The organism is Sphingobium sp. EP60837, from assembly GCF_001658005.1.
In the GTDB taxonomy this organism is placed as follows: domain Bacteria; phylum Pseudomonadota; class Alphaproteobacteria; order Sphingomonadales; family Sphingomonadaceae; genus Sphingobium; species Sphingobium tyrosinilyticum.
Map to the genome: position 1 here is coordinate 586,091 of NZ_CP015987.1, position 23,065 is coordinate 609,155.

General features: G+C 65.8%; 11 protein-coding genes. 7 read left to right on the forward strand and 4 right to left on the reverse strand.

The window, feature by feature from the left end:
* Positions 1-4 precede the first annotated feature (4 nt).
* The 7 genes from EP837_RS15640 (at position 5) to EP837_RS15670 (ending at position 16,838) form a co-directional block, all read left to right on the forward strand.
* Positions 5-6,325, forward strand: a complete 6,321-nt coding sequence (locus tag EP837_RS15640) for a histidine kinase (RefSeq protein ID WP_225870614.1) — start codon at positions 5-7, stop codon at positions 6,323-6,325.
* A 139-nt stretch (positions 6,326-6,464) separates the two neighbouring features.
* Positions 6,465-7,793 carry a multiheme c-type cytochrome gene (locus EP837_RS15645; protein WP_443019151.1) on the forward strand — a complete coding sequence of 443 codons (1,329 nt, stop codon included), beginning with the start codon at positions 6,465-6,467 and terminating at the stop codon, positions 7,791-7,793.
* Between the two features lie 208 nt (positions 7,794-8,001).
* Positions 8,002-9,978 carry a heme-binding protein gene (locus EP837_RS15650; RefSeq protein ID WP_066530666.1) on the forward strand — a complete coding sequence of 659 codons (1,977 nt, stop codon included), beginning with the start codon at positions 8,002-8,004 and terminating at the stop codon, positions 9,976-9,978.
* 2 nt (positions 9,979-9,980) lie between these two features.
* Positions 9,981-11,819: a hypothetical protein gene (locus EP837_RS15655; protein ID WP_066530667.1), complete on the forward strand. Its 1,839-nt coding sequence runs from the start codon at positions 9,981-9,983 to the stop codon at positions 11,817-11,819.
* Positions 11,819-15,838, forward strand: coding sequence for an LVIVD repeat-containing protein (locus EP837_RS15660; protein WP_066530668.1), 4,020 nt, complete (start codon positions 11,819-11,821; stop codon positions 15,836-15,838). The genes EP837_RS15655 and EP837_RS15660 overlap by 1 nt, the downstream gene beginning before the upstream one ends.
* Before the next feature lie 410 nt (positions 15,839-16,248).
* Positions 16,249-16,602 carry a hypothetical protein gene (locus tag EP837_RS15665; RefSeq protein WP_156518641.1) on the forward strand — a complete coding sequence of 118 codons (354 nt, stop codon included), beginning with the start codon at positions 16,249-16,251 and terminating at the stop codon, positions 16,600-16,602.
* Positions 16,603-16,652: 50 nt separating this feature from the next.
* Positions 16,653-16,838, forward strand: coding sequence for a hypothetical protein (locus EP837_RS15670; protein ID WP_156518643.1), 186 nt, complete (start codon positions 16,653-16,655; stop codon positions 16,836-16,838).
* Positions 16,839-16,905: 67 nt separating this feature from the next.
* On the opposite strand, the gene EP837_RS15675 is transcribed toward EP837_RS15670, so the two are convergent.
* Genes EP837_RS15675 through EP837_RS15690 form a run of 4 tightly spaced genes read right to left on the reverse strand, consistent with a single transcriptional unit; the run spans position 16,906 to position 22,928 of the window.
* Positions 16,906-17,754 (reverse strand): metallophosphoesterase, encoded by an 849-nt coding sequence (locus tag EP837_RS15675; protein WP_066530672.1) that lies wholly within the window; start codon positions 17,752-17,754, stop codon positions 16,906-16,908.
* A gap of 16 nt (positions 17,755-17,770) precedes the next feature.
* Positions 17,771-19,567, reverse strand: coding sequence for a cytochrome c3 family protein (locus tag EP837_RS15680; RefSeq protein WP_066530674.1), 1,797 nt, complete (start codon positions 19,565-19,567; stop codon positions 17,771-17,773).
* Positions 19,568-19,575: 8 nt separating this feature from the next.
* Positions 19,576-20,451 (reverse strand): hypothetical protein, encoded by an 876-nt coding sequence (locus tag EP837_RS15685; RefSeq protein ID WP_066530675.1) that lies wholly within the window; start codon positions 20,449-20,451, stop codon positions 19,576-19,578.
* Positions 20,451-22,928: a cyclic nucleotide-binding domain-containing protein gene (locus EP837_RS15690; RefSeq protein WP_237234896.1), complete on the reverse strand. Its 2,478-nt coding sequence runs from the start codon at positions 22,926-22,928 to the stop codon at positions 20,451-20,453. Before EP837_RS15690 ends, EP837_RS15685 begins: the two co-directional genes overlap by 1 nt.
* Between the last annotated feature and the right edge of the window lie 137 nt (positions 22,929-23,065).

Here is a 23,065-nt window from a genome sequence, read left to right on the forward strand (position 1 = left end):
AACTGTGCAAGGGTTGGCGAATCCGGACCTTACGACGCCGGGGACCGTGGTGTTGCGCGATGCGGAGACCGTGATCAACTGGATCCCCAACGACACTTCGGGAACGGGAGTGATCGATTTCCTTCCGGCGGGGCAGACGCAGAAGTTCACGAACGAGGTTTCCGGCGTCAATGACTTCACGGTGCTGAACCGCATCCTGCCGGTGGACGGCAGCGGCATTTCCGTGTCGCGGGTGGTCGCGCTGAACGGGACGGTGCAGAGCGAGATCAACGGCGCTACGGGCGGCAAGGTCTGGTTCTATGCGCCCGGCGGTATCGTCGCGGGGGCGAGCAGCATTTTCAACGTCGGGTCGCTGCTGTTGACCAGTAACGACATCGACATGACCGGCGGCCTTTACGGCAGCGGCGGTGAGATCCGGTTCCGGGGGACTGCCGATGTCCTGACATCGGTGGAAGTGCGCAGCGGGGCGCAGATCAGCGCATTGTCTGGCGGCAGCTATGTCGCGCTGGTCGCGCCGCGGGTGGTGCAGGCGGGGACGGTGCAGGTCAATGGATCGGCCGCCTATGTTGCCGCTGAAGCGGCGGACATCACTATTAATGGCGGGCTGTTCGATATCAGCATCAGCGCGGGGACGACCGACGCTAATGGTGTGGTGCATACGGGAACGACCGAGCGGCCCGGCGCGACTGTCACGGATGCCCAGCATGTCTTCATGGTGGCGGTGCCCAAGAATAATGCGCTGACCATGCTGCTGTCGGGCAATGTCGGTTATGACGCAGCGAACAGCGCGGTGCAGACTAACAGCGGCGTGGTGCTGTCGGCGGGTTATGATGTGAGCGGCGGCGCCGTGGGCGTGCGCAATGCCACTGCCACCGGCGAGGCGAATATCGCCATCGGCAGCGGGACTTGGCAGCCCGATGTGAATGGGCAGGCGACAGGCGGCATCACGGTCCAGCCTGGCGCGGGCGCGGCGGGCTTTGCGGCCCTCAACCTGACGGCGGAAGGCGCGATCGCTGTGCAGGCGGGCGTCGGTGGAACGGTCAGCGCATCTGGCAATATCGATTTGAAAGCGGCCGAGGCGGTAACGCTGCGCGCCGATCAGGGCGGCAGCATCAGCGTCGGCGGCAATTTGAATCTTTCCGCTGGAATGGCGGGCGCCGGCGGCAAGATCGACGTGTTGACCTATGGCGGCAGCGCGACGGCGGCTGGCAATGGGCAGATCAGCGTTACCGGATCGATGGTCCTGGATGCGAGCGCAACCGGCCTGGGCAGCGCCAATGCGCCGTTGCTGGCGGGCGGGGACGCGACCGGGGGCGAGATCAACGTCATCGCTAATGGCGGCTCGATCAGCGCGGCGAACCTTTCTGCCTATGCCGATGCGATCGGCGGGCTGGGCAGTGACAGTTCGGGCAATGCGACGGGCGGCTCCATCACCGTGTCGGCGCGAACCGCTGCTGGACCGAGCGCAGCGCTGGCGGGGACGATTGGTTTCGGCAGCATGTCGCTGAGTGCGTCGGCGGGGGTCGCCTTTTCGCCGCAGCCTGTCGCAGGCGGCAACGCCAATGGCGGAACGATCAACGTGTCGGCTGCTGGCGGCAGCGTCACGACCGGCTATATCGATCCAGCTGCTGATGGCGTAGGCGGCGATGCGACTGGCATAGGGGGAACAGGCAGCGGCGGCAGCATCACTCTGTCGGCGACCGCGCTAAACGGATTGCGTGGCAGTTTCGCCGCCGATTGCACCTTATCTTGCAGCGTAACCGCCGATGGCCGGGGCGGCTATGGCCAGAATGGGGCGAATGCGGCAGGCGGGTCTATCCTGCTCTACGCTGCCGACGCGGATTTCGCGATGGACGGCCAACTGTATTTGCAGGCGAACGGCATTGGTGGCGGCACCGAGTTCTATGATGGCGTAGCGGGTCGAGGCGGTGACGGGCTGGGCGGCGCGATTGCCATTGAAAGTCGGGCCGGTGCAGCGGGCAGCGCCGATATGCGCTTTGGCACTATCTTCGCTTCCGCCGACGGCGCGTCCACAGAAGCGTCTTTCGGGTTTCGGGCGCTGAGTTCGGGAAATCTTTCGACGCTGAGTCTCGGGGGATCGGCCTTCAATGAAGGCGATGGCGGGACCGGCACTGGCGGATCGGTAAATTTCCTGGTGGCGGGCGGCAGCATGACGGCGGCAAGCCTGTTGGGCGCCGCTGATGGTCGGGGTGGCGCTTCGTCCATCAATTGCCCGAGCTGCGGCGACGGCGTGACGCCGTTTCAGGCAGGCAGCGGCCAAGGGGGCACCGCGCAGTTTTTGATCACCGGCGGCAGCGCCACCATCGCGTCGTTGACGTTGGCGGCAGGCGGCATCGGCGGCGCGGGTGCGGCGGCGAGCGCGCCGGATGAGGTGTCCAGCATTGCGGGACGCGGCACGGGCGGCACGGCGCAGCTGGAATCGCGCGGCGGCGTGCTGAACGCCGATGGGATCAGCATCGAGGCGAACGGCGCGGGCGGCGGCAGCGATTATTATTCCTATTATTCCTACAGCGGCCCGAATGGCGCGGATGGCGGCGCAGGGATTGGGGGCACTGCCCGGCTGCTGATGGATGTGGGCGGGACTGGCCAGATCATCGTCAGCGAGGATGTCAGCATCAGGGCGCAGGGATTCGGCGGCGAGGGCGGCGTCGCCGGATCGGACGGGTCGGGCGGTTTTTACACAGCCGGTGCGGGCGGCAACGGCACAGGCGGCACCGCCGAGTTGACGCTGGCAAGCGGCGCGCTGACCACGCCGTCGCTGCTGGTGTCGGCGGCAGGTGCGGGCGGTAAGGGCGGCGACAATGACAGCGATGGGCCGGGCGGCGCTGCTGGCAATGGTATCGGCGGAACGGCGCGGGTCGCCTATTTGAGCGAAGGCCATGCCATCGGCGCGTTGACGGTGTCAGCGGATGGCGAAGGCGGCTTGGCCGGCATCAATGGCTATTATGACAGCTACTACGACATCTATACCTACGGCTCGGGCCAAGGCGGCGCGGGCGGTGCGGGGCAGGGCGGCCTTGCTGACCTGCTGATCGATGTCGATCCGAGCTTCGTGAGCCTGATCGTCAGCGCGGACGGATTTGGCAGCGTGGGCGCGGTCAGTGGAACGGGTGGCGCAGGCGGCGTCGGCACGGGCGGCGTCGCGGCGCTCAACATCGGCTTTGGCGCGACCAGCGTCAGCGGCGAACTGCGCGTGTCGGCCTCCGGCTTTGGCGGAGCGGGCGGCGCTGGCACGATCGGCGCTGGCGGGCGCGGCGGCGATGCGTTCGGCGGCAGCGCGACGCTGGGGCTGACCGGAGCCTCCACCTCGCTCGACGCGGGTGACATTGGGGTGCTTGCACAGGCGCTGGGCGGAATGGGTGGCGCAGCGGGGCTACAGAGTGGCCTTGGCCTGGCGGGCGCGGACGGCGGCGACGCAACGGGCGGCACGGCGCTGTTCGCGGTGAATGCGGGGGCGAGCGCCATCACCGGCGCGCTACTGACATTGAGCGGGGATGCGACCGGCGGCGCGGGATCGGCCGGACAGGACGGACCGGCCGGAGGCGCTGGCGGCAGTGGCGGGCAGGCGATCGGCGGGGCCGCGACGCTGCGCATCGACGGCGGGCGCTTGCGGGTGAACAGCAGCTTTTCGACGCTGCCCCCCTACAGCATCACGGCGGTGGGCAAGGGCGGCTCTGGTGCGAATGGCGGTGCGTCGATTTCGACAGGTGCCGCCGGTGCGGGCGGAAACGGCGGTTCGGGCGCGGGCGGCATCGCTTCGTTCGAGGCGAGCGATGCCGACTTCGTGCTGGGCGACCTTTCCATCATCGCCAGTGGCACGGCGGGACTGGGCGGCGCGGGCGGCGCGGACGGTCTGACGAGCGGGGGAACGGCGCGGCTGACCCATGGCGGCGGCGTGGTGCTGGGCGCGGGCGCGCAACGGTTTCTGGCGTCGCTGTCCATGACGGCGAATGGCATTGCGGGCGGGCGGATCAGCTTTGCCGACAGCACGAGCGCGGCGGGCGGGGGCCTTCATGTCGCCGGGCCGATGACGCTGAGCGCGAGCGGAACGGTGGTTCCAGGCTTTACCGGCATCAGCTTCGCCGCTTCGGGCAACCCGGTGACCGTCGGCGGGACTGCCGACTTCATGACGCAGGGGCCGCTGGGCTTCGCCTTTGACGGCGGCGGCGCGCTGGCGGTGGCGGGCGCGCTGACGGGTTATTCCGGCATGGGCATCACGATCAGCCATGGCGCGCGACCGGCAGGGCTGGACAGCCTGTCTGCGGACAGCATCCTGCTGACCACGCCGGGCGGCATCAGTGTTGTGGGTGGGGCGCTGCGATCCGCGGCTTTGCTGACGATGCTGGCGGGAGGCGGCGATATTGCGCTGTCGGGCGGCAGCGCGCTGTCGGCGGGCGGCGATTTGCGGCTGTTCGCGCAAGGCAGCGTCGATGGCGCGGGCGGGGCGGTGAGCGCTGGCGGCCGGGCGGCGATCGGGCTTGGCGGGGCGGGCGCTATACGGCTCGCCAGCCTGTCGTCGGGCGGACTGCTCGACATGGCCGATGCGAGCGGCGCTGCGCTGGGCGGGACGGGCATCGCGATCGGCGGCGACTTTGCCGTCAGCGGCGCGCTGACCATCGGCGCGGGCAGCGGGACCCTGTCAGCGGCCAGCATCGGCATCGGAACGCTGAATGCGGGGAGCCAGACGCTGACTGCGCCGGGCGGCGTGCAGATCGGCAGCGCGGTGATGGGCGGCAACCTGATCGTCAATGGCAGCTTGCAATTGGGCGGCGCGGATATTGGCGGCCTGTTGCAGCAGCGCGGGGCGGTGGCGGCCTTTGGCGGGACCGTTGCGGCCGGGTCGATCGACGTGGATGCGGGGAGCATCAGTGCCAATGGGCTGAATGCGCGAACGGGCGATCTGTTGTTGCGATCCGTAGCCGGGCTCAGCGTCGGTGACGCGCAGGCGGCGGGGAATGTCCTTCTGACGTCCAGCGCGGGTGGCCTGACCATCGGCAATGCGATGGCCGGGGGGGCGCTGACGCTTGGCGGGATCGGGATCAGCGCGCAGCGGCTGGGTTCGGGCGGCGCGGCGCTGCTGGATGGGGGCGCGGGTGACCTGCTGGTCGGCGATATCGTCGCGCAGGGGCCGATTTCCGCCTTTGGCCGCAACATCAGCCTGGGGTCGAGCGGCGCGGTGACGATCGCCGATGCGCTGGCGAGCGGCAATGTGCTGCTGAACGCGGCGGGCGTGGCGACGGTGGCGGGCCAGATCAGCGGGCAGGCGGTGACGATCGGGTCGAGCGATATCGTCATCGGCGCGAACGGGCGGGTCGATGCGGCGGGGCTGCTGCGTTTCACCGCGCTGGGCGGCGCGGCGATCGGCGGCGGCGATGCGACGGCGGGCTACAGCCTGTCGGCGGCGGAGTTGGGCCGGGTATCGGCAGGCGATATCGCAATCGATGCGGCGGGCGACGTCATTGTCCGCGACCTAACGATCGGCAGCGGCGTGCTAGCAAGCGGCGGTGTGCTGAGCATTACTTCGCCGGGGTTGTTGCGCGTGCAGGGCGCGGTGGCGCTGACCGGGCGCAGCGGGCAGGGCGGGCTGGCGCTGTCGGCTGGCCAGGCGGTGCAGGTGATCGCAGGACAGGGATCGATCGACATCAGCGACAGTAATGGCGGGCTGGGCGGGGTGTTGAGCATCGGCGCGCCGTCCATCTATGCCGCGACGCTGGCCGCGATCGCTGACGTTGAGGCGGCGGGATCGCTGGGCGCGCGTGAGTTGCGGCTGGCGCAGAATGACGGGCTGGCGCTGGACGCGGGGATGTTGCGGGCGGGGGCGATCCGGCTGCAGGCGAGCGATGGCGTCTATATCCAGAATAGCGGGCTTTCGAACGACTTTGCGGCGCGGCGCGGCTTTACCGCCAACAGCCTGACCATCATCGCCGGAAGCGGGCGGCCGCAGATCGCGATCAACGGGCGGCTGGCGACAAGCGCCGGGCTGTTTGCCACGGGGCTGGACACGATCCCGCTGGTGGCGATCGACGGGCGCTATGCCGCGGGGTCGAAGATCAACGGCTGCTTCATCGGGAATGGCGCGTCCTGCACCGGGATCAGCGTCGATAGCCGGGACACGATCGATGGGTTGCTGGGCCCGGCGGTGTCGGTGACGCGGATCTTCCCGCTGACGCTGATCCAGCTGCGCGATGTGGTGACGCAGGGCTTTCCGCCGCTGATCGACGAGCCGGTGACGGGCGCGGGCAATGAGGATCTTTGGGACCGGCCGTGCGGCGGTCCCGGGGAGGAAGCCTGCGCGGCGCAATAAGCGGAAAAAGGGGCAGAAACGGATTGAAAGGGCGCGGCGGACGCGGCAAGAGCGTCGCGCGCAGGGGGGCGTGTAGATGGGGGACGTAACAGGCGACAGGATGGGCAAGCGGGCGGCCGGCGTGATGCTGGCGGCGGCGATGCTGCTCGTGCTGTTGCTGCTGGGCGGCCTGTCGGAAAGCGGCCTGCGCGCGGCGGATGCGTCTGGAGGGCGCGGGTTCGTGGGCGTCGCTTCCTGCGCGGGATCGACTTGTCACGGCCGGATGGAAGGCGACGGCAAGGTCGTGCGCCAGGACGAGCTGATGCGCTGGCAGGAGCCTTCAACGCCCGGCGGCGCACATAGCCGCGCCTTTGCGGTGCTTGGTGGCGCGCGGGGGCGACAGATCGCGGCGACGCTGGGGCTGGGCGATCCCACGGCAGCGCCCGCGTGCCTGGGGTGCCATTCTACTCCGGCGGCGGCGCGGGGCTCGCGTTTTCTGGCGAGCGACGGCGTGGGGTGCGAGGCATGCCATGGCGCGGCGGGTGGCTGGATTGCGGGCCACTATGCGGTGGGGGCGAGCCATGCGGGAAATATTGCGGCGGGGATGATACCGCTGGAGAAGCCGCAGGCGCGCGCCTGGGTCTGTCTGGATTGCCATTTCGGCAGCCATCGGGCGGGGCAGTTCGTGGACCATCGGATGATGGCGGCGGGGCATCCGCGCGTTTCGTTCGAGCTGGACCTTTTTTCCTCGATGCAGGCGCATCATGACGAGGATGCGGACTATGCGCGGCGCAAGGGGCGGACGGACAGCCTGAAATTCTGGGCGGTGGGGCAGGCGATGGCGGTGGAACGCGCGCTGACGCTTTACGCATCGTCGAAGGGGAGCGAGGGCGCTTTCCCGGAATTCTACTTCTTCGATTGCCAGAGCTGCCATCGCCGCATCTATGACCAAGCGGAGCGGAGCAAGACGTGGGAGGCGAACCCCGGACGCCCGATCCCGGCGGGGATGCCGCCCTTCAATGACGAGAATATGATCCTGCTGTCGGCGGCTGCGCGGGTGGCCGCGCCGGGCCTGGAGGGGCGGTTCGATGCGGACAGCCGCGCCTTCCATGCGGCGATCGCGACGGATCGGCGGGCGGCGGTGGCGGCTGCGGGCAAGCTGGCGGCGAGCGCGCGGGCGCTGGGCGACGCTTTTGCGGGCGGGGGCATGAAAGGCGACATGGCCTTCGCCATCGTGCAGCAGATTGCGGGCGGAGCGATTGCCCCCCGCTTCACCGATTATGAAGGATCGGTGCAGGCGGTGATGGCGGTCGACACGCTGCTTAACAGCATGGTGAAGTCGGGCCAGGTGACCGTCGGCGCGGCGGCGGGCATCCGGTCGGACGTCAATCGCGCCTATGCGGCGGTGAAGGAACCGAACGGCTACCAACCCGCCGCTTTCCGGTCGGCGCTGGGCAGCGCCGCGCGCAGCATTGGATCGTTGCGGTGAGGGCTGAGCGGCATGGGTTGGTCAGGCTGCTGACGGGCGCTGGCGCAGATCATGTGGTCCTGCGCCCGAAAGTGCGGGATGGCGTCGCCATCTGCGCGGCGGCGAAGGTTCGGCCCGACTTCCGCGGTCATAACGCAGCAGATCGGGGAGCCGGGCGGCAACCCGGTGGGGTTTCGGGTAGCGCGCTTCGCGGCGCTGGGGTTCTACGATGAGAGCATTGAGGCGCAGGCTTAGCGCGTTTGCGGCTCTGTCGGCGCTGATGCTGTCGTCGTGCGGCGGGGGCGGGGGCGGTGGAAGCGGTGGGAGCGGGGGAAGTCCTACGCCGACGCCGACACCCACGGCGACCCGGCTCTATGCCGATCCGGCGCAGGAGGCGTTGAGCGTCGCTGATGTCGAGAGCGTCGTCGGCCATGCCGTGGCGGAGGCGCAGGCGCGCAGCCTGCCTGCGGTGATCGCCGTCACCGACCGGGTCGGCAATGTGCTGGCCGTGTTCCGGATGAATGGCGCGCGGGCCAGCGCGACGACCAGCGCCGCGCCGAATGGCCAAAATCTCGACGCGCAGAATTTGACCGTCCCGGCCGAAGCGGGCGCGATTTCCAAGGCTATTACCGGCGCCTATCTGTCGAGTGGCGGCAACGCCTTTTCGACGCGCACGGCAAGCATGATCGTGCAGGCGCATTTTCCGCCCGCCCCCAATACGGTGGGCCTCGAAAGCGGGCCGCTGTTCGGGGTGCAGTTCAGCCAGCTGCCCTGTTCGGACCTGTCGGCGCGCTTCATGTCGTCAGGCGCGCAGGCGATGATCGGGCCGAAGCGATCGCCGCTCGGGCTGGCGGCCGATCCGGGCGGCTTTCCACTTTACAAAAATGGCGTCGTGGTGGGCGGCATCGGCGTGATGGCGGATGGGGTCTATGGTTCCGATCCTAACGTTACCGATACGGACAATGATCCGGAAGAATATATCGCGCTGGCCGGGACCTTGGGCTTTGAAGCGCCCGACAGCATCCGCGCGAACCGCATTTTCGTGGACGGGACATCGCTGCGCTATTCGGACGCCGCCTATTCGGGGCTGATGGGGAGTGGCGCGGTGAGCTTTGCCGCGATCAACGGCAGCGTCGGGAACCTGGTGGCGGTGCGCGGCTATTATGGCGAGCCCGCGCCGATGGTCCTGGCGGGTGTCGCCTATGGCAGCGAGGCTTCGGGCGTGCGAGCGTCGCGGGCGGGGGAATTTTCCAATCGTGACGCCTTCGTGCTGACGGACGGGTCGGGGAATAATCGCTTCCCGGTGCGGGCGGCGACCGATGCGGGGGATGTGGCGCAGCCCTTAAGCGCGGCCGAGGTGACGGCGGTGCTGGAGGAGGCCTTCGCCATCATGAGCCGGGCGCGGGCGCAGATCCGGCAGCCGCTCGACAGCCGGGCGCAGGTGACCATCAGCGTGGTGGACACGCGCGGCGCGGCGCTGGGAATCGTGCGATCGCCCGACGCGCCGATCTTCGGCACGGATGTCAGCCTGCAGAAGGCGCGGACGGCGGCCTTCTTCTCGGGCGCGCATGCCGCGCCGGACCTGCTGGCGAGCAGCAGTGCGGATGTGGCGGCTTTTGTGGGGAAAGCGCGGACCTTCCTCAACGATCCGGCGGCGCTGACGGGCAAGACTGCTTACTCCGACCGAGGCCATGGACTGCTGTCGCGGCCCTATTTCCCCGATGGCGAGGTGGGGCGCCCCAATGGGCCGTTCTCCCGCCCGATCGCCCAGTTCAATCCCTTTTCGACCGGCCTGCAGTCGGCGTTGGTGGTAGGCGATCTCGCCGCGCATCTGGCCTATGTGACCGGCGCGAGCGCGTCCGACACGCCGCAGCGCTGTTCGGCGGTGACGGGGGTCGGCGCGGCCAACCGCATCCAGAACGGCATCCAGATCTTTCCGGGATCGGTGCCCATCTATCGCGGCAATGTGCTGGTCGGCGCGATCGGCGTGTCGGGCGACGGCATTGATCAGGATGATATGATCAGCTTCTTAGGCACGCATAATGGCGGGCAGCGCAGTGGCGGTATCGGCAATGCCCCGGCGGCGATCCGGTCGGATCAGATTGTCGTGGACCTTGGTAATGAATCGGTGCGGCTGCGCTATGTCCAGTGCCCGATTGCGCCATTTCTCGGCACCTCATCTCAAGATGTTTGCAGGGGACTGTGAGCATGGGGCTCGCCGCCTTCCTGCCGCTGTTCGCGCTCGCGCAGCCCGGCGAGCCGGTTCCGCCGCCGCCGCCCGACAATTGGGAAGAGATTTTGAACGCGCCCGAGGTCGGCGCGGACGAGCAGTCGATCGAAGGACGGCGGCGGCCCGGATATGAAGCGCCGCTGCCCGAGGCGGTGACGCAGGACAACAAGGGCGCTCTGCGCGCGCCGCCGCCCGAAGCCTTTCCGGTTGATCAGGTGCCGATCCCCGACCGCTGGCGGCTGATCGAGAGCCTTGGCGTGGTCAAGGAACGCTGGTTCGACCCCTATAATCAGAACACGCTGAAGGGCGACCGGCCGATCGACCGGGAGAAGGTGAAGTGGTTGCCTATCAAGGGCGACGACTGGTTCTTCGTCGTCAATGCCGTGAACGACACGGTCATCGAACCGCGCACCTTTCCCATTCCCGTCGGCGTGCAGACGACCGAGCGGCCTGGCAGCATCGATGTGTTCGGCACGGATGCGAGCTATGTGCTGAGCCAGACCTTCATCGGCGGCGTGGCGCTGATCAAGGGGTCGACCGCGTTCAAGCCGCCCGAGATCGAGTATCGGCTGACGCTGGCGTATAACATCAATCATGTGAACGTGCCCGAACGGCGCGTGCTCTTCGTCGAGCCGTCCAAGCCGAGCCACCGCACCGACCATTTTCTGGGCGTGCAGGAATTGTTCGTCGATTATCACCTGGCGAACACGTCGGACCGCTATGATTTCCGGTCGCTGCGCGTCGGCATCCAGCCTTTCCAGTCGGACTTTCGCGGCTTCCTGTTCAACGACCAGCAGCTTGGCATCCGCCTGTTCGGCAATCGCGACAATAACCGCTTCCAGTTCAATCTCGCGGCTTTCTGGCGGCTGGAAAAGGACACGAACAGCGGGCTCAACAGCGTGGTGCAGTCGCCGCGAAGGGATTGGGTGTTCCTCGCCAATCTCTACCGGCAGGATTTCCTGATCCCCGGCCTCACCAGCCAGATCACTGCCGTTTACAATATGAATCGGGAGGCCGGGCGGATCGAGGTTGACGATAATGGCTTCCCGGTGCGGCCCGCTTTGCTAGGCGACTTGCGCGGGCGGGATTATGACGTTGTGTACCTTGGTTATAATGCCGATGGGCGGCTTGGGCGGGTCAACCTGACCGCGTCGCTCTATGGGGCGCTGGGCGAGGATCGGAACAGCTTTTTCACGTCACGGCCTGCGCAGATCAGGGCGTTCTTCGCAGCGGCCGAGGCGAGCATCGACAAGGATTGGATGCGGTTCCGGCTGTCGGGGCTTTATGCCAGCGGCGATGGCGATCCTTACGACGATCGCGAGAACGGCTTCGATGCGATATTCGAAAATCCGGTCTTTGCGGGTGCGGATACAAGCTATTGGATCAGGCAGACCATCCCCTTTGCGGGCGGCGGGCGCGTGATCGGGATCAGCGGCCGGAACGGCATCCTGAACTCGCTGCGGTCGTCCAAGGAGCAGGGCCAGTCCAACTTCAACAATCCTGGCACGATGCTGCTGGGGGCGGGGGCGGATTTCGACCTGCTGCCTGAACTGCGGCTGTCGGCCAATGCGAACCATCTGTGGTTTGAAAATACCGCGACGTTGCAGGCGCTGCGGAACGAAGGGAGCATTCCCAAGGCGATCGGATGGGATTTGTCGACCGCCGCGATCTGGCGGCCGCATGCGAGCCAAAATATCGTGTTCCGGCTGTCGGGCGCGGCCCTGCTGCCGGGCGCGGGCTTTCGCGACCTTTTCACCAATAGCGAGCGTAACCGCGAATATTATTCGGTGCTCGGCAACTTGATCTTGAGTTATTGATGCGCGCACTTTCCGCCCTTTTCCTGCTGATCCTCGCTGCGCTGGCGTTGCCTGTCGCCATCCTCAATGCGTCGGATGCAGAAAAGCCGGTCGAGCGCGTTTATGCGAAGACCGCGCCTGCGCCGATGAGCCAGACGGCGGAACAGGTCGCGGCGAAATCGGACGGTTGCTATAGCTGTCATACCAAAACCGACGAGCCGTCGATGCATGCAACTCCGGCAGTCATGTTGGGCTGCGTCGATTGCCATGGCGGCGATGCGACGGTTCGGGGCGACCCGAGCCATGGGTTCGAGGACGCGGCCTATGTGGCGGCGCGGGACAAGGCGCATGTGCTGCCGCGCTATCCGGGAAGCTGGCATTATCCCTCCTCCGCCAACCCCAAGCGGACCTACACGCTGCTCAACAGGGAGGCGCCCGAATTCGTGCGCTTTGTGAACCCGAGCGATTATCGCGTGGCGCGGGAGGCTTGCGGGTCCTGCCATATGCAGACCATCGAGGCGGCCGAGCGATCGCTGATGGCGTCGGGTGCGATGCTGTGGGGCGGGGCAGCTTATAATAACGGGATCGTGCCGTTCAAAAACTACATCTTCGGCGAGGCTTATACCAAGGATGGCAGACCTGCGAAGATCGTGTCGCCGGGATCGCCGCCGGGCACGCTGACGGCGGAGCAGAAGGCGCGCGGGGCGCTTAGCGAACTCTATCCGTTGCCCAACTGGCAGGTGACGCCGCCGGGCGATATCTTCCGCGTGTTCGAGCGGGGCGGGCGCAATATCGGAACGCAGTTTGCGGAGATCGGGCTGCCCAATCCCACCGGATCGATCCAGAGGCTGGAGGAGCCGGGGCGGCCGGACCTGAAGCAGTCGAGCCGGGGGCCGGGGACGGGCCTTCGCGTCGCCATTCCGGTGCTGAACCTGCACAAAACCCGCCTCAACGACCCCTATATGTGGTTCATGGGGACCAATGATCAGCCGGGCGACTATCGCCATTCGGGCTGTTCGGGATGCCATGTCGTCTATGCCAATGACCGCGAGCCGCGCCACAGCCTGATCTATGCGCAATATGGGCGCGACGGGCAGTCGGCGACGGTGGACCCGACGATCGCGGGGAAGCTGGCCCATGAGGATGGCGGTCACGGCGCGCTGAAGGGTGCGCATGGCGAGACGGTCAAGCCCGATCATCCCGTCGCTTTAGTCGAGGGAAGCGGCCCTCCGGCCGCAGGGGCCAAGGAAAGCGGGCACCCGATCCGGCACACATTCACGCGCGCCATCCCTACGGCGCAGTGCATGAACTGCCACATGCACCAGCCCAATATCTTCCTGAACAGCTATTTGGGCTACACCATGTGGGACTATGAGTCCGACGCTCCGTTGATGTGGCCGGAAAAGCAGAAATATCCGACCGCCGCCGAAGTGCATCAGACGCTGGAGCGCAATCCGGAAGGGGCGGGGCCGAAGGGCAAATGGTCGGACCTCGATTTCCTGCGCAACGTCTATGAGCTGAATGACAAGGCGAAGGATACGCAGTTCGCCGACTATCATGGCCATGGCTGGAACTTCCGGGGCGTGTTCAAGCGCGATCGGGAGGGCAATCTGCTCGACGCGGACGGCAAGATCGTGTCGAACGATGATCCGGAGAAATGGCGGAAAAAGGGCGAGGGCAAGTTCGTCCAACCCGGTGTGAACCCTGGCAAGACCGTCCATATGATGGACATTCATGCGGAGAAGGGCCTGCAATGCGCGGATTGCCACTTTGCGCAGGACAGCCATGGCAACGGCTTCATCTATGGCGAGGTGGCGAACGCGATCGAGATCGGGTGCAAGGATTGCCATGGCACGGCGGATGCTTATCCCACGCTGCTGACCTCCGGGCCGGCGGCTCCGCCCAAGGGCACAAACCTCGCGCTGCTGCGCAATCCTGATGGCAAGCGGCGGTTCGAGTGGTTCTATGACGCGAGCGGGCAGCGCAAGCTGATCCAGCGGTCGATCGTCGATCCCAGCCTTGAGTGGGAGGTCAGCCTCGTCAAGGACAGCGTCGATCCGGCCAATCCGCACTTCAACGCCAAGGCGGCGCGCGCCAAGCTGATGAGCCGGTCGGGCGCGGAAGATGGCAGCTTCGCCTTTGGCCCCGGAATCGCGAAGGAAGACCGCGCGCATGGCGACGACAATATGGCCTGCTTCACCTGCCATCTGAGCTGGACGACCAGCTGCGGTGGCTGTCACCTGCCGATCGAGGCGAACTGGAAGACCACGCTCCACCATTTCGACGGAGAGGAGACGCGCAACTTCGCGACCTATAATCCGCAGGTCGCGCGGGACGAGATGTTCCAGCTTGGCAAGCATATGACGACCAAGGGGAATGAAACCGCTCCGGTGCGGTCGACGTCCGCGCTGGTGCTGTCGTCCACGAACATCAATCGCGAGCGCATCTATATCCAGCAGCCGCCAATTTCCGGGATCGGCTTTTCGTCCCAGGCCTTCGCGCCGCATTTCCCGCATACGGTGCGGAAAACGGAGACGAAGACCTGTTCGGACTGCCACCTGTCGGCGAAAGACGACAATAATGCGATCATGTCGCAGCTGTTGTTGCTCGGCACCAATTATGTGAATTTTGTGGGGCTGAACGCCTGGACGGGGCTTGAAGGCGGGTTCGAGGCGATCCGCGTCACCGAATGGGACGAGCCGCAGGCGGTGATCGGCAGTTACCTTCAGAAATATGCCTATCCCGATTATTGGAAGCTGCATGTCGAGCAGAACAAGCGCGAGCTGAAAAATTGGGTGCGGGGAAAGTTCTTTGACAAGAAGGCGTCGGGCGAAACCCGGCCGGTCGAGGAGTTCCGCAATGTCGTAAAGGGCACGGCGGGCCGCGTCGGCTGCCTGCAACTGCGCGGCGAATATATGTTCGTGGCCGAAGGGAAGGGCGGCTTCCGCGTCTATGACGTGGCGTCGATCGCCAATAAGGGCTTTTCCGAGCCGATATTGAGCGGGCCTTTCTCGAAACTCGGCCATAATGCGAGCGTGGCGTCGAAGAATGCGACCTGCATGGCGCTCGCCACCAATCAGCCGGTTAATCCGCTGCGTAACACGAAGGAATTGCGCGCGATCAACCAGGAGCAGCCGTTCCTGCCGATCTACAGCTATGCGGCGGTGACGGACAGCGTCGAGGGGCTGATCATGGTCAATATCGAGACCATGGCCGATGGCGAATTCCGCAACAATTTCCTCAAGCGCGCGGTGACCTGGAACCCCGATGGTGTGCTGAAGGGCGCGCGGCATATCCAGCTGGCGGGGCAGATCGCCTATATCACCGCTGATGTGGGGCTGGTGGTGGTGAACCTGTCCGATCCGCTGCATCCCAAGCTGGCGGCGGTGCGGCCCATGAAGGACGCGCGGGCGAGTGCGATCCAGTTCCGTTACCTGTGGGTGACGGATGCGGAGGGCCTGAAGCTGTTCGATGTGACGCGGCTGACCGACCCGGTGGCAGTGCCTTCGGCGACCGTGCCGCTGGCCGATGCGCGGCGCATCTATCTGGCGCGCACCTATGCCTATGTCGCGGCCAAGACGGAGGGCCTCGCGATCATCAACATGACCAATCCGCTGCGGCCGAGCGTCTATGCGAAGGAGACGTTTGGCGGGCAGATGACGGATGTGGAGGATGTGATCGTCGGCACGACCAACGCCTCGCTCTTCGCCTATGTCGCGGATGGGCGGAACGGCATGAAGGTGATCCAGCTCACCAGTCCCGCGAGCCAGCCCAATTTCTATGGCTTCTCCCCCGCGCCCAAGCCCGAGCTGATCGCCTGGGCGCGCACGCCCTCGCCGGCGCTGGCGCTGTCCAAGGGCCTGGACCGCGACCGGGCGGTGGACGAGACGGGTGGGCAGATGGCGGTGTTCGGACGGATCGGATCGCGGCCCTTCACGCGGCCGGAAATGGAGCGGCTGTTCCTGAACGCCAAGGGCGTGCCTTACAAGGTCAGCGATGATGTGGACATGAAGGCGTGGCGGCCGCCGTTGCTGCGCTGAGCCGGGGTGGGCAGCCCGTGAGGGCTATGGTGTGAAGAGCCAGCCCCACAGCATCCAGCCTACACCCATGGTGAGGCCAATCAGCACGATCATGATGATGGCATCGAGCGCGGACAGATCATTGTCATTCCGAGCCATGGGCGGCCTCCTGCAGCGCTCGCAAGATGCTGGCGCCGCGGTATGGCGAACCTATCATGTTTCGGGAGCGAAAGCGCGGACGAGCTAGGCGGCGCGCTGCTCGACCATATACGGCCCCAGCCCATCTGACAGACATATTCCCCGCGCATTGAGCCGAAGAGTCCATTAGGCCGCCGAAAGGGCCTATGGTATATTGACCTATCCCGGCTGAATTTTTCCAGACATGCCGTGACTGAGAGAGGCTTGTGCTCCCGTTTGGCGAGGAGAGCGACATGTCCGTCTCACCCAATTCATCATCATCATCTTCATCACTCCGACAGCGCGATTTGCATGCCAATGTCGAGCGGCAGACACTTGCCCTGGGCGCCGCGCGAGAGCGAACATTTTGCGCAGATTCCTTCGCGCGGGAGCGGCGACTGGAAAGAGCAGTCGGCGCTTGGGAAAATGAGGGCGGCGCTGTGGCGGACGACGGCCCCCCAGCGACGACCGGCCGTCCGGCAAAGCTCAGCAGGTTGCGATTAACTGCCGATCTGTTTCGCGATGACACACTTTGGGGGGCGGTCATCGTGAACGGCTTGCTTCTTTTGCTTGCAGGGGCGGGACTGGCAGTTTGGCTGACCCATTGACGCCCGAGCCCTCGCGGACCTTAGCCGCTGCAATCAGAATGGAGCAAATGATGAACGCTAGACCAACGGAATTGACGGCCACGGCATCGACCGCATCGGCAGGCGCGTTGGTCAGGCTGCAAAGATTGGAAGCGCTGCTTAATATCGCGCGCGAAAAACTCGCGCTGGGCGAAGCATTGTCGCGCGCCGATATGCAGCGATTGAACGCCGCGCTGGACGACATGGCGGCAAAGTAAGTGGACGGGCGCCGGTCGCAGGCGGGGCCGTTTAGGAGGCGCGACCTTTAGGCATGCAGAGGTCAGTTCAGGCGGGCCGTTCGTCCATCAGCATCCGCACGAGCGGCTGCATCGCTGCATCGAATTTCGCCAGAGTGGTATGATCCCCAGCCGTTTCGAAATGCGTGACGAGGCCCGCATCGGTCCAGCGGTGCAGGGCATAGGCGGGGGCGTCCGCTATGATCATGGGGCGGTTGTCGGGCGTATCGGGGTCCATCGGGCGCAGGTCTAGGGCGAGTTGCGGCGCTGTCGAAGAGCAGATGGCCACCGCCATACCCATCCACGGCGCGGTGATGGTGCGATGGAGATGGCCGCAGACCAGGGCGGTGATGTTGGGCCGGTCGGCGATCACGGCAGAGAAGCGCTGGACCCAGGGTTCCTCCGGGTGCGTGTTCATCCAGTCGATGCCCACCTCTACGGGGGGATGGTGCATGACGATGAGGGTGGGCGTCTCTGCATCCTCATCGAGCCGAGCGGCCAGCCATGCCGCGCGCGCGTCGCAGAAGGCGCCGCCGTGGCGGCCGGTTTCCAGCGTGTCGAGGATTATGATCCGGCGGTGGTCCAATGGGACGACATAGTGGACGAAGCCGCCCTCTTGCGGCACGTGCGGAAAGATCGCGGCGAAATTGTCCCGGTCGTCATGATTGCCCATACATGGCCAGACGGGGAAGGGGCATTGGGCGAATGCCTCCGCCAGCGCGCGGTAGCTTTCAAGGTCGCCATGGTCGGTCAGGTCGCCGGTGGCGAGCAGCAGGTCAGGGCGGTTGGGGCCGTCGATCAGCGCGCCAAGGACCTGGTCGAGCCGCTGCCGGTTTAGTTCGGCGGGATTGCCGGGGTCGAAGCCGAGATGAATGTCCGTGACCTGTGCGATCAGCATGGTCCTTTTTCCCCCTTCAACTGTCGCGGCCGATCCGGCGCGGCCTGTCCGCCTGCTCTCGTCTGATGGTTTGATCGGCGGGCGTCCATGGAGCGCCGTCGCCGATATGATAGCTGTGGCACATGGCGCAGCTGGACGGCACATCCGCCTTCGACTTTTCGCCACCATGACAGGTGCGGCAGCTGTCGATGCCTGGCAGCAGTAGTTGCTTGGCGTCGTGCGACTTGGGCGCGGCGTGGCAGCTTTCGCAGCTCTCGGTGCTGTGCGCCTTATGATCGAACCAGCCTGTCATCATGTAGCGCATCGGCTGGTTTACGGGGGTGACGTGCCAGCCGCCAGCGCCGCTCGTGACAGTGTGGCAGTCGTAGCAGGCGCCGCCCTTCGAGAAGACAGCGCGGATCGCGTCGTCGGCGCGGGAGGGACGCGCGGCTGCTGCGCCGAAATAGGCGTGATAAAGGCGGCCCTGTGCATAGTCGCCGGGGCGGCGGCGGGCCATGCCGCCGAGCGCGATGGGATGGGCGGGGCCAGTGGAGCGGTAATAGGCGCGCAGGTCCGCGACCACCTGCTCGGGCTGGCCGTGGCGCAGGGTGCGGACAGTGCCGCCGATCGTTTCGAAGGCGAGGCTGTGGCAGGACTGGCAGTCGCGCTCCATGTCGACCGGCAGGAAGCGCACGCCGTCGGCGGTGGGACGGTGGCAATCCTTGCAGGCGAGGGCGTCGCCATAACCATTCTGAGCCTTCAGTGACCGCGCCATGCGGGCGACGCCGCCGGTCTTCGAGAGATGGATGTCGTGGGGGAATTTGAGGCCGCTGTCGTCCGAGGGCCTGGCGTCCAGGCCGGCCCGGGTGAAGCTGGGATGCTTGCCCGGATTATATTGGACGAGGGCGGAAAATTGCGGGTGGGCGGTGCCGAAGTCACTCGCGTTCGCGAGGTTTGTATCCTTCAGGCGATCTTTCAGCGTGCCGTGGCAGTCGGTGCAGAAAGCCTGGGGCGCGGGCTGCATGGGGCCTGCGCCTTCATGTTCGCGGTGACAATCGACGCAGGCGCCTTCCGGGGGCTTGCCGAAGGTGGCGGCGACGCTGGCGAGGAGCTTGCCGCCGATGCCGGGCTCGGCGCGGGCCATGGCGATGCGCGCGGCGGGGGCGTGGTCATGGACCGACTTGTGGCAGGTCTGGCAGGCGGAATCGCGGACAGAGACGAACGCCTTTTGGTGGCAGGTCTCGCATTTGCCTTCGAGCGCGTGGTGGGCCTGGCTCAAGGGGCCGGAGGACCATGCGCCGTCGCCTTTGACGCTATAGATGTTGCGCGTGTCGGCGGCGGCGCGGGTGGCGTAGCTGTAGATCGGGATGGCGAGGAAGCCGATCAGGATCGCCAGCACCATGCCCCAGGCGGTCAGGCGCTTGGGCGGGAGGTGCCGCGCGAGCGAGAAGACTTTGGCCTCCTCCTTTTCCTCCGAGGCTTCGGACACGGCATCAACGCGGCGGATCGAAAGGATGGTTGCGCCATCCTCCTGCCCAACGGTGACGCGATGGCCGCCTAAGCGCAGTTCAGCGCCTTTGCTGGTGTCGATCTCGGCGGAGCGGGTCGTGCGGCCTTCGAGATCAAAGCCGAGCGCGCCGGTCGCGCGGACGCGGATCGTGCGGCCGTCGATCTGCTCGATGCGGGCGTGGTCTGGCTCCAGCGCGAGATCGGGCAGGTGTATGTCATTCGCGGCCGCGCGGCCGATCGATAGCTGGGGCTTGGCGAGCGTGGCGGTGCGGACGATCTCGCGGCCGTCTGCGGTGAGGCTGATCTGGCGGACTATGAAGTTCATGGTCGCGCTCACCAGTAGAAAAAGACGCTGACGATATGCGCGGTGAGCGCGGCGAGCAGGGCGAAGGTGGCGGGCACATGGACGTAGAGCCAGATTTCCAGCAGCGCCTTCAATTTCAGGTGGCGGCGGAGGCGTGCGAGCATGGCCTGCTTGCGTTCGAGCAGGGCGTCGATCTTTTCCAAGGGCTCCTTGCCAGTGTCGGGGTGGTCGGCGGTCCAGTAGCGCAGGGAGGCTTGGGCTTTCGCGGTGGCGCAGCGGGGGTGGCGGCCCGAGAGGCGGGCGATCAGGCTGCCGCCGAATGGATCATCGTCCAGTGACTGGCGCACGAGCGCCGCCTCCTCGTGGGGCAGGGGCTGGGCGGCGTCGTGCAACTGCCGGTCGATGGAGCGGATGGCCTCGAGCATCTGCACCTGCGTCATTTCCGCGCGGTTGTTGCTGAGCGCGGTGGGGAGCGTCGCATAGACGATGATGCCGAAGAGGCCCGAGAGGATGACTAGCATCATCAATACATAGGCAAGCGTGTGGACGTTCCACCCGAGCTGGAATCCGGTGTGCAACGTGCCGATGACAATGAGGCTGAGGCCGAGATAGACATGGGCGCTGGTCCATGCCTTCAAGGACCAGCGGCCGCGCGTCATGGCGCGTTTGCGCAAGCCAAGCAGGGTGAGCCAGAGGATTAGCCCGACGCCGATCGTGCCCATGGTGTAGCCGTACCAACTGCCGCCATTATGTCGTGGGGTCACATCGATCAGCAAATAACTGGCGATGGCGAGGATGCAGATGACGGTCGCGATCTTCAGCCAGCGGAAATTGGCGTGGCGCAGGAAGCCGTCATGCAGCACCTCGCCTTTCACACGGCGGGTTGCGGTTGCGCGCGTGGCCATCAGCTGGCTTGCCCATCGAGGCGGGCGACGGTGAGGAAATCCTCGGGCGAGACGCGGATGGCCGCACCGGTCGGGCAGGCGCGCACGCAGGCGGGGCCGCCGTCAATGCCGGAGCACATATCGCATTTGATGGCTTTTTTCGGCTTTTCGACGCCGGGCTTGGCGTGTTTGTAGCTCCACTTTTTGGAAGGTTCGCCGGGGCCGGGGCCAGCGCCGAAGAACATCCAGCTCAAGAGGCCTGGCTTCTTCGGCGGGACGCTGTCCATGCGAATCACGCCATAGGGGCAGTTGCGCTGGCAATTGCCGCAGCCGATGCAGGTGTCGTCGATGAAGACTTCGCCGTCCGGGCCGCGATGGATAGCGTTGGGCGGGCAGTCGGCCATGCAGTGCGGATGCTCGCAATGGCGGCAGCTGGTTGGCACATGGAGATGGGCGTAGGTGCGTCCGGCTTCGCGATCGAGGCGGGAAAGCCCTTCATGGCTGTCAGCGCACGCCTTCTCACAATTGTCGCAACCGACGCAGAGATGTTCATCGATGAGGAGAACGTCAGTGGCTTCACCGATGCCGTTGTCGACGAGGAATTTGGCCGTCTCGCTATACATGTCGACGACGGTCGAGAAGCTGTCTTTGCGGCTTTCGATGAAGGCGTTGACGTCCTGCCGCGCGGCCATGTCTCGGCGCGCGCGTTCGAGCAAGGCAGGCTTGGCGGCCATCAGGCGGGCGAAGGCGTCGCCATTCAATTTGATGACTTCGGATTTGACGGTCGCTTTGACCGTGGCGGTGCGCGGGCCGCCAGCGATCAGCGCCATTTCGCCCACATAGGAACCGGCAGGGAGGTAGGAGAGGAAGACGTTTTTCCCGCCGATCTTCTTCTCCACGATCATGGAGCCGACGCGGATGACATAGATGTCGCTGCCGAGATCGCCTTCGGTGAGGATCGCTTCGCCTGCCTTCACGGTCTTGATTTCGGCGCTGTCGAGCACTTCGGCGAGGTCAGCCGGGGTCAGGCCCGCGCCGAATAGCTGGAGCAGCTGCCGCTCGGTCGAGATGCGGGTGATGGCGCGCTTGGCGGGCGGGTTCGAGGACATGAGCTTCAGCGCCGCGGTGCGCGACACTTCCACCATGATCGAGTCCGTGCCCGCCCGCACGGTCGAGCCGCGGCGGCGGCCCGAGATGAGGCCGACCTCGCCAAAAATCGAGCCCTGGTCGATGGCGACGTGGGTTTCGGAGGCGACTTCGACCGACGCTTGGCCATCAGCGATACCGAACAGCGAGGAGCCGGGGTCGTGCTTTTCGAAAATCACCTCGCCAGCACGATAGGCGCGGACTTCGCTGTCGAGCATGAACTCGCGCATCTGAAGAGGAGACAGCCCTTCCAGGATCGCAACGTTGGTGCGGAGATATTCGAGCCATTCCGCGACGCTCTTCTTGCCCGGTAACGCGGCGAATTTGGCGGCGAGGATGGGTTCGTCGGCGGGCTTCAGCTCTTCATTGCCGTTGATGAACTCGACGACGTCATAGCCCTGGTTCATGCAGTGCTTGATCAGCGGATAGCCCGCCAGCGCGCCGATGACGAAGATGCCGGGCGCGGTGCTTTCGAACATCGGTGAGAGCTTGGGGAAGGCCAGACGATCGCTGCTCGTGAATTCGATGCCGCAGCTTTCGACGAAGGCGCGCGGCGGGGCAGAGCCCATGCGGGCGATGATGCGGTCGCACTTCATCTTCACCTCGCCATCGCGGCTGTCGAGGGTGATGAAGCCCGGCTCGATCTTCGCCGTGGTGCTTTCGGTCATGATGGAGAGGCGGCCCGCCTCGGCAGCGGCCATCAGCGCCTTGACGTTGGCGGGCTTGGCGCTGGCGAATTCGGTCGAGCGGTTGAGGATGGTGACGCTGTTCCCCTGCGCCTCATCGGCGGCGAGGCCCATGGCGTTTTCGATGCCTGCGTCACCCGTGCCGACGACGAAGATATGTTCGTCATTATATTCTGCGGGATCATCCAGCTGATATTGGACATGAGGCAGGTCCGCACCGGGAACGCGCATCAGGTTGGGATTTCCCTGCGTGCCGATTGCCATGATGACAGCGTCGGCGATGACTTCGCGGCCCCCGGTCAGTGTCAGGCGGTAGGGCGGGGCGAGGCGCTGGATTTCCGTGGTCGCGGTAGTGCCGTCGCGCTTGCGTTCGACGATCTTCTGGACGCTGCCGGGGATGGGATCGCCGGTGCCGGTGATCGCCTTCACCTCGGCATTATAGGCGACGTTGATGCCTTGCGCCGCGGCTTGCTCGTTCCAGCGGCCCAGGATCGCCTCGCGCTTACCAGCTTCGAAATCGAAATCGGAACGAAGCACGAGCTGGCTGGGCGTCGCCATCACATGCTTGCCCTTCTGATATTTGAAGATCGTGTCGGACAGATGGTCCGTCTTTTCGATCAGAAGATGCGACAGGCCCAGCTGCGCCGCGCGCGCGGCCGCGCTCATCCCCGCCGGTCCCGACCCGACGATCGCGATACGCACGCGGTCAGTCACTTGATACCCCCCTCTTGCGAGATCACCCGCAGCCCCGGCAAATGCCCCTGCCGGTTTATGATGCGCGGATCAAGCCTTTGGGCACTCTA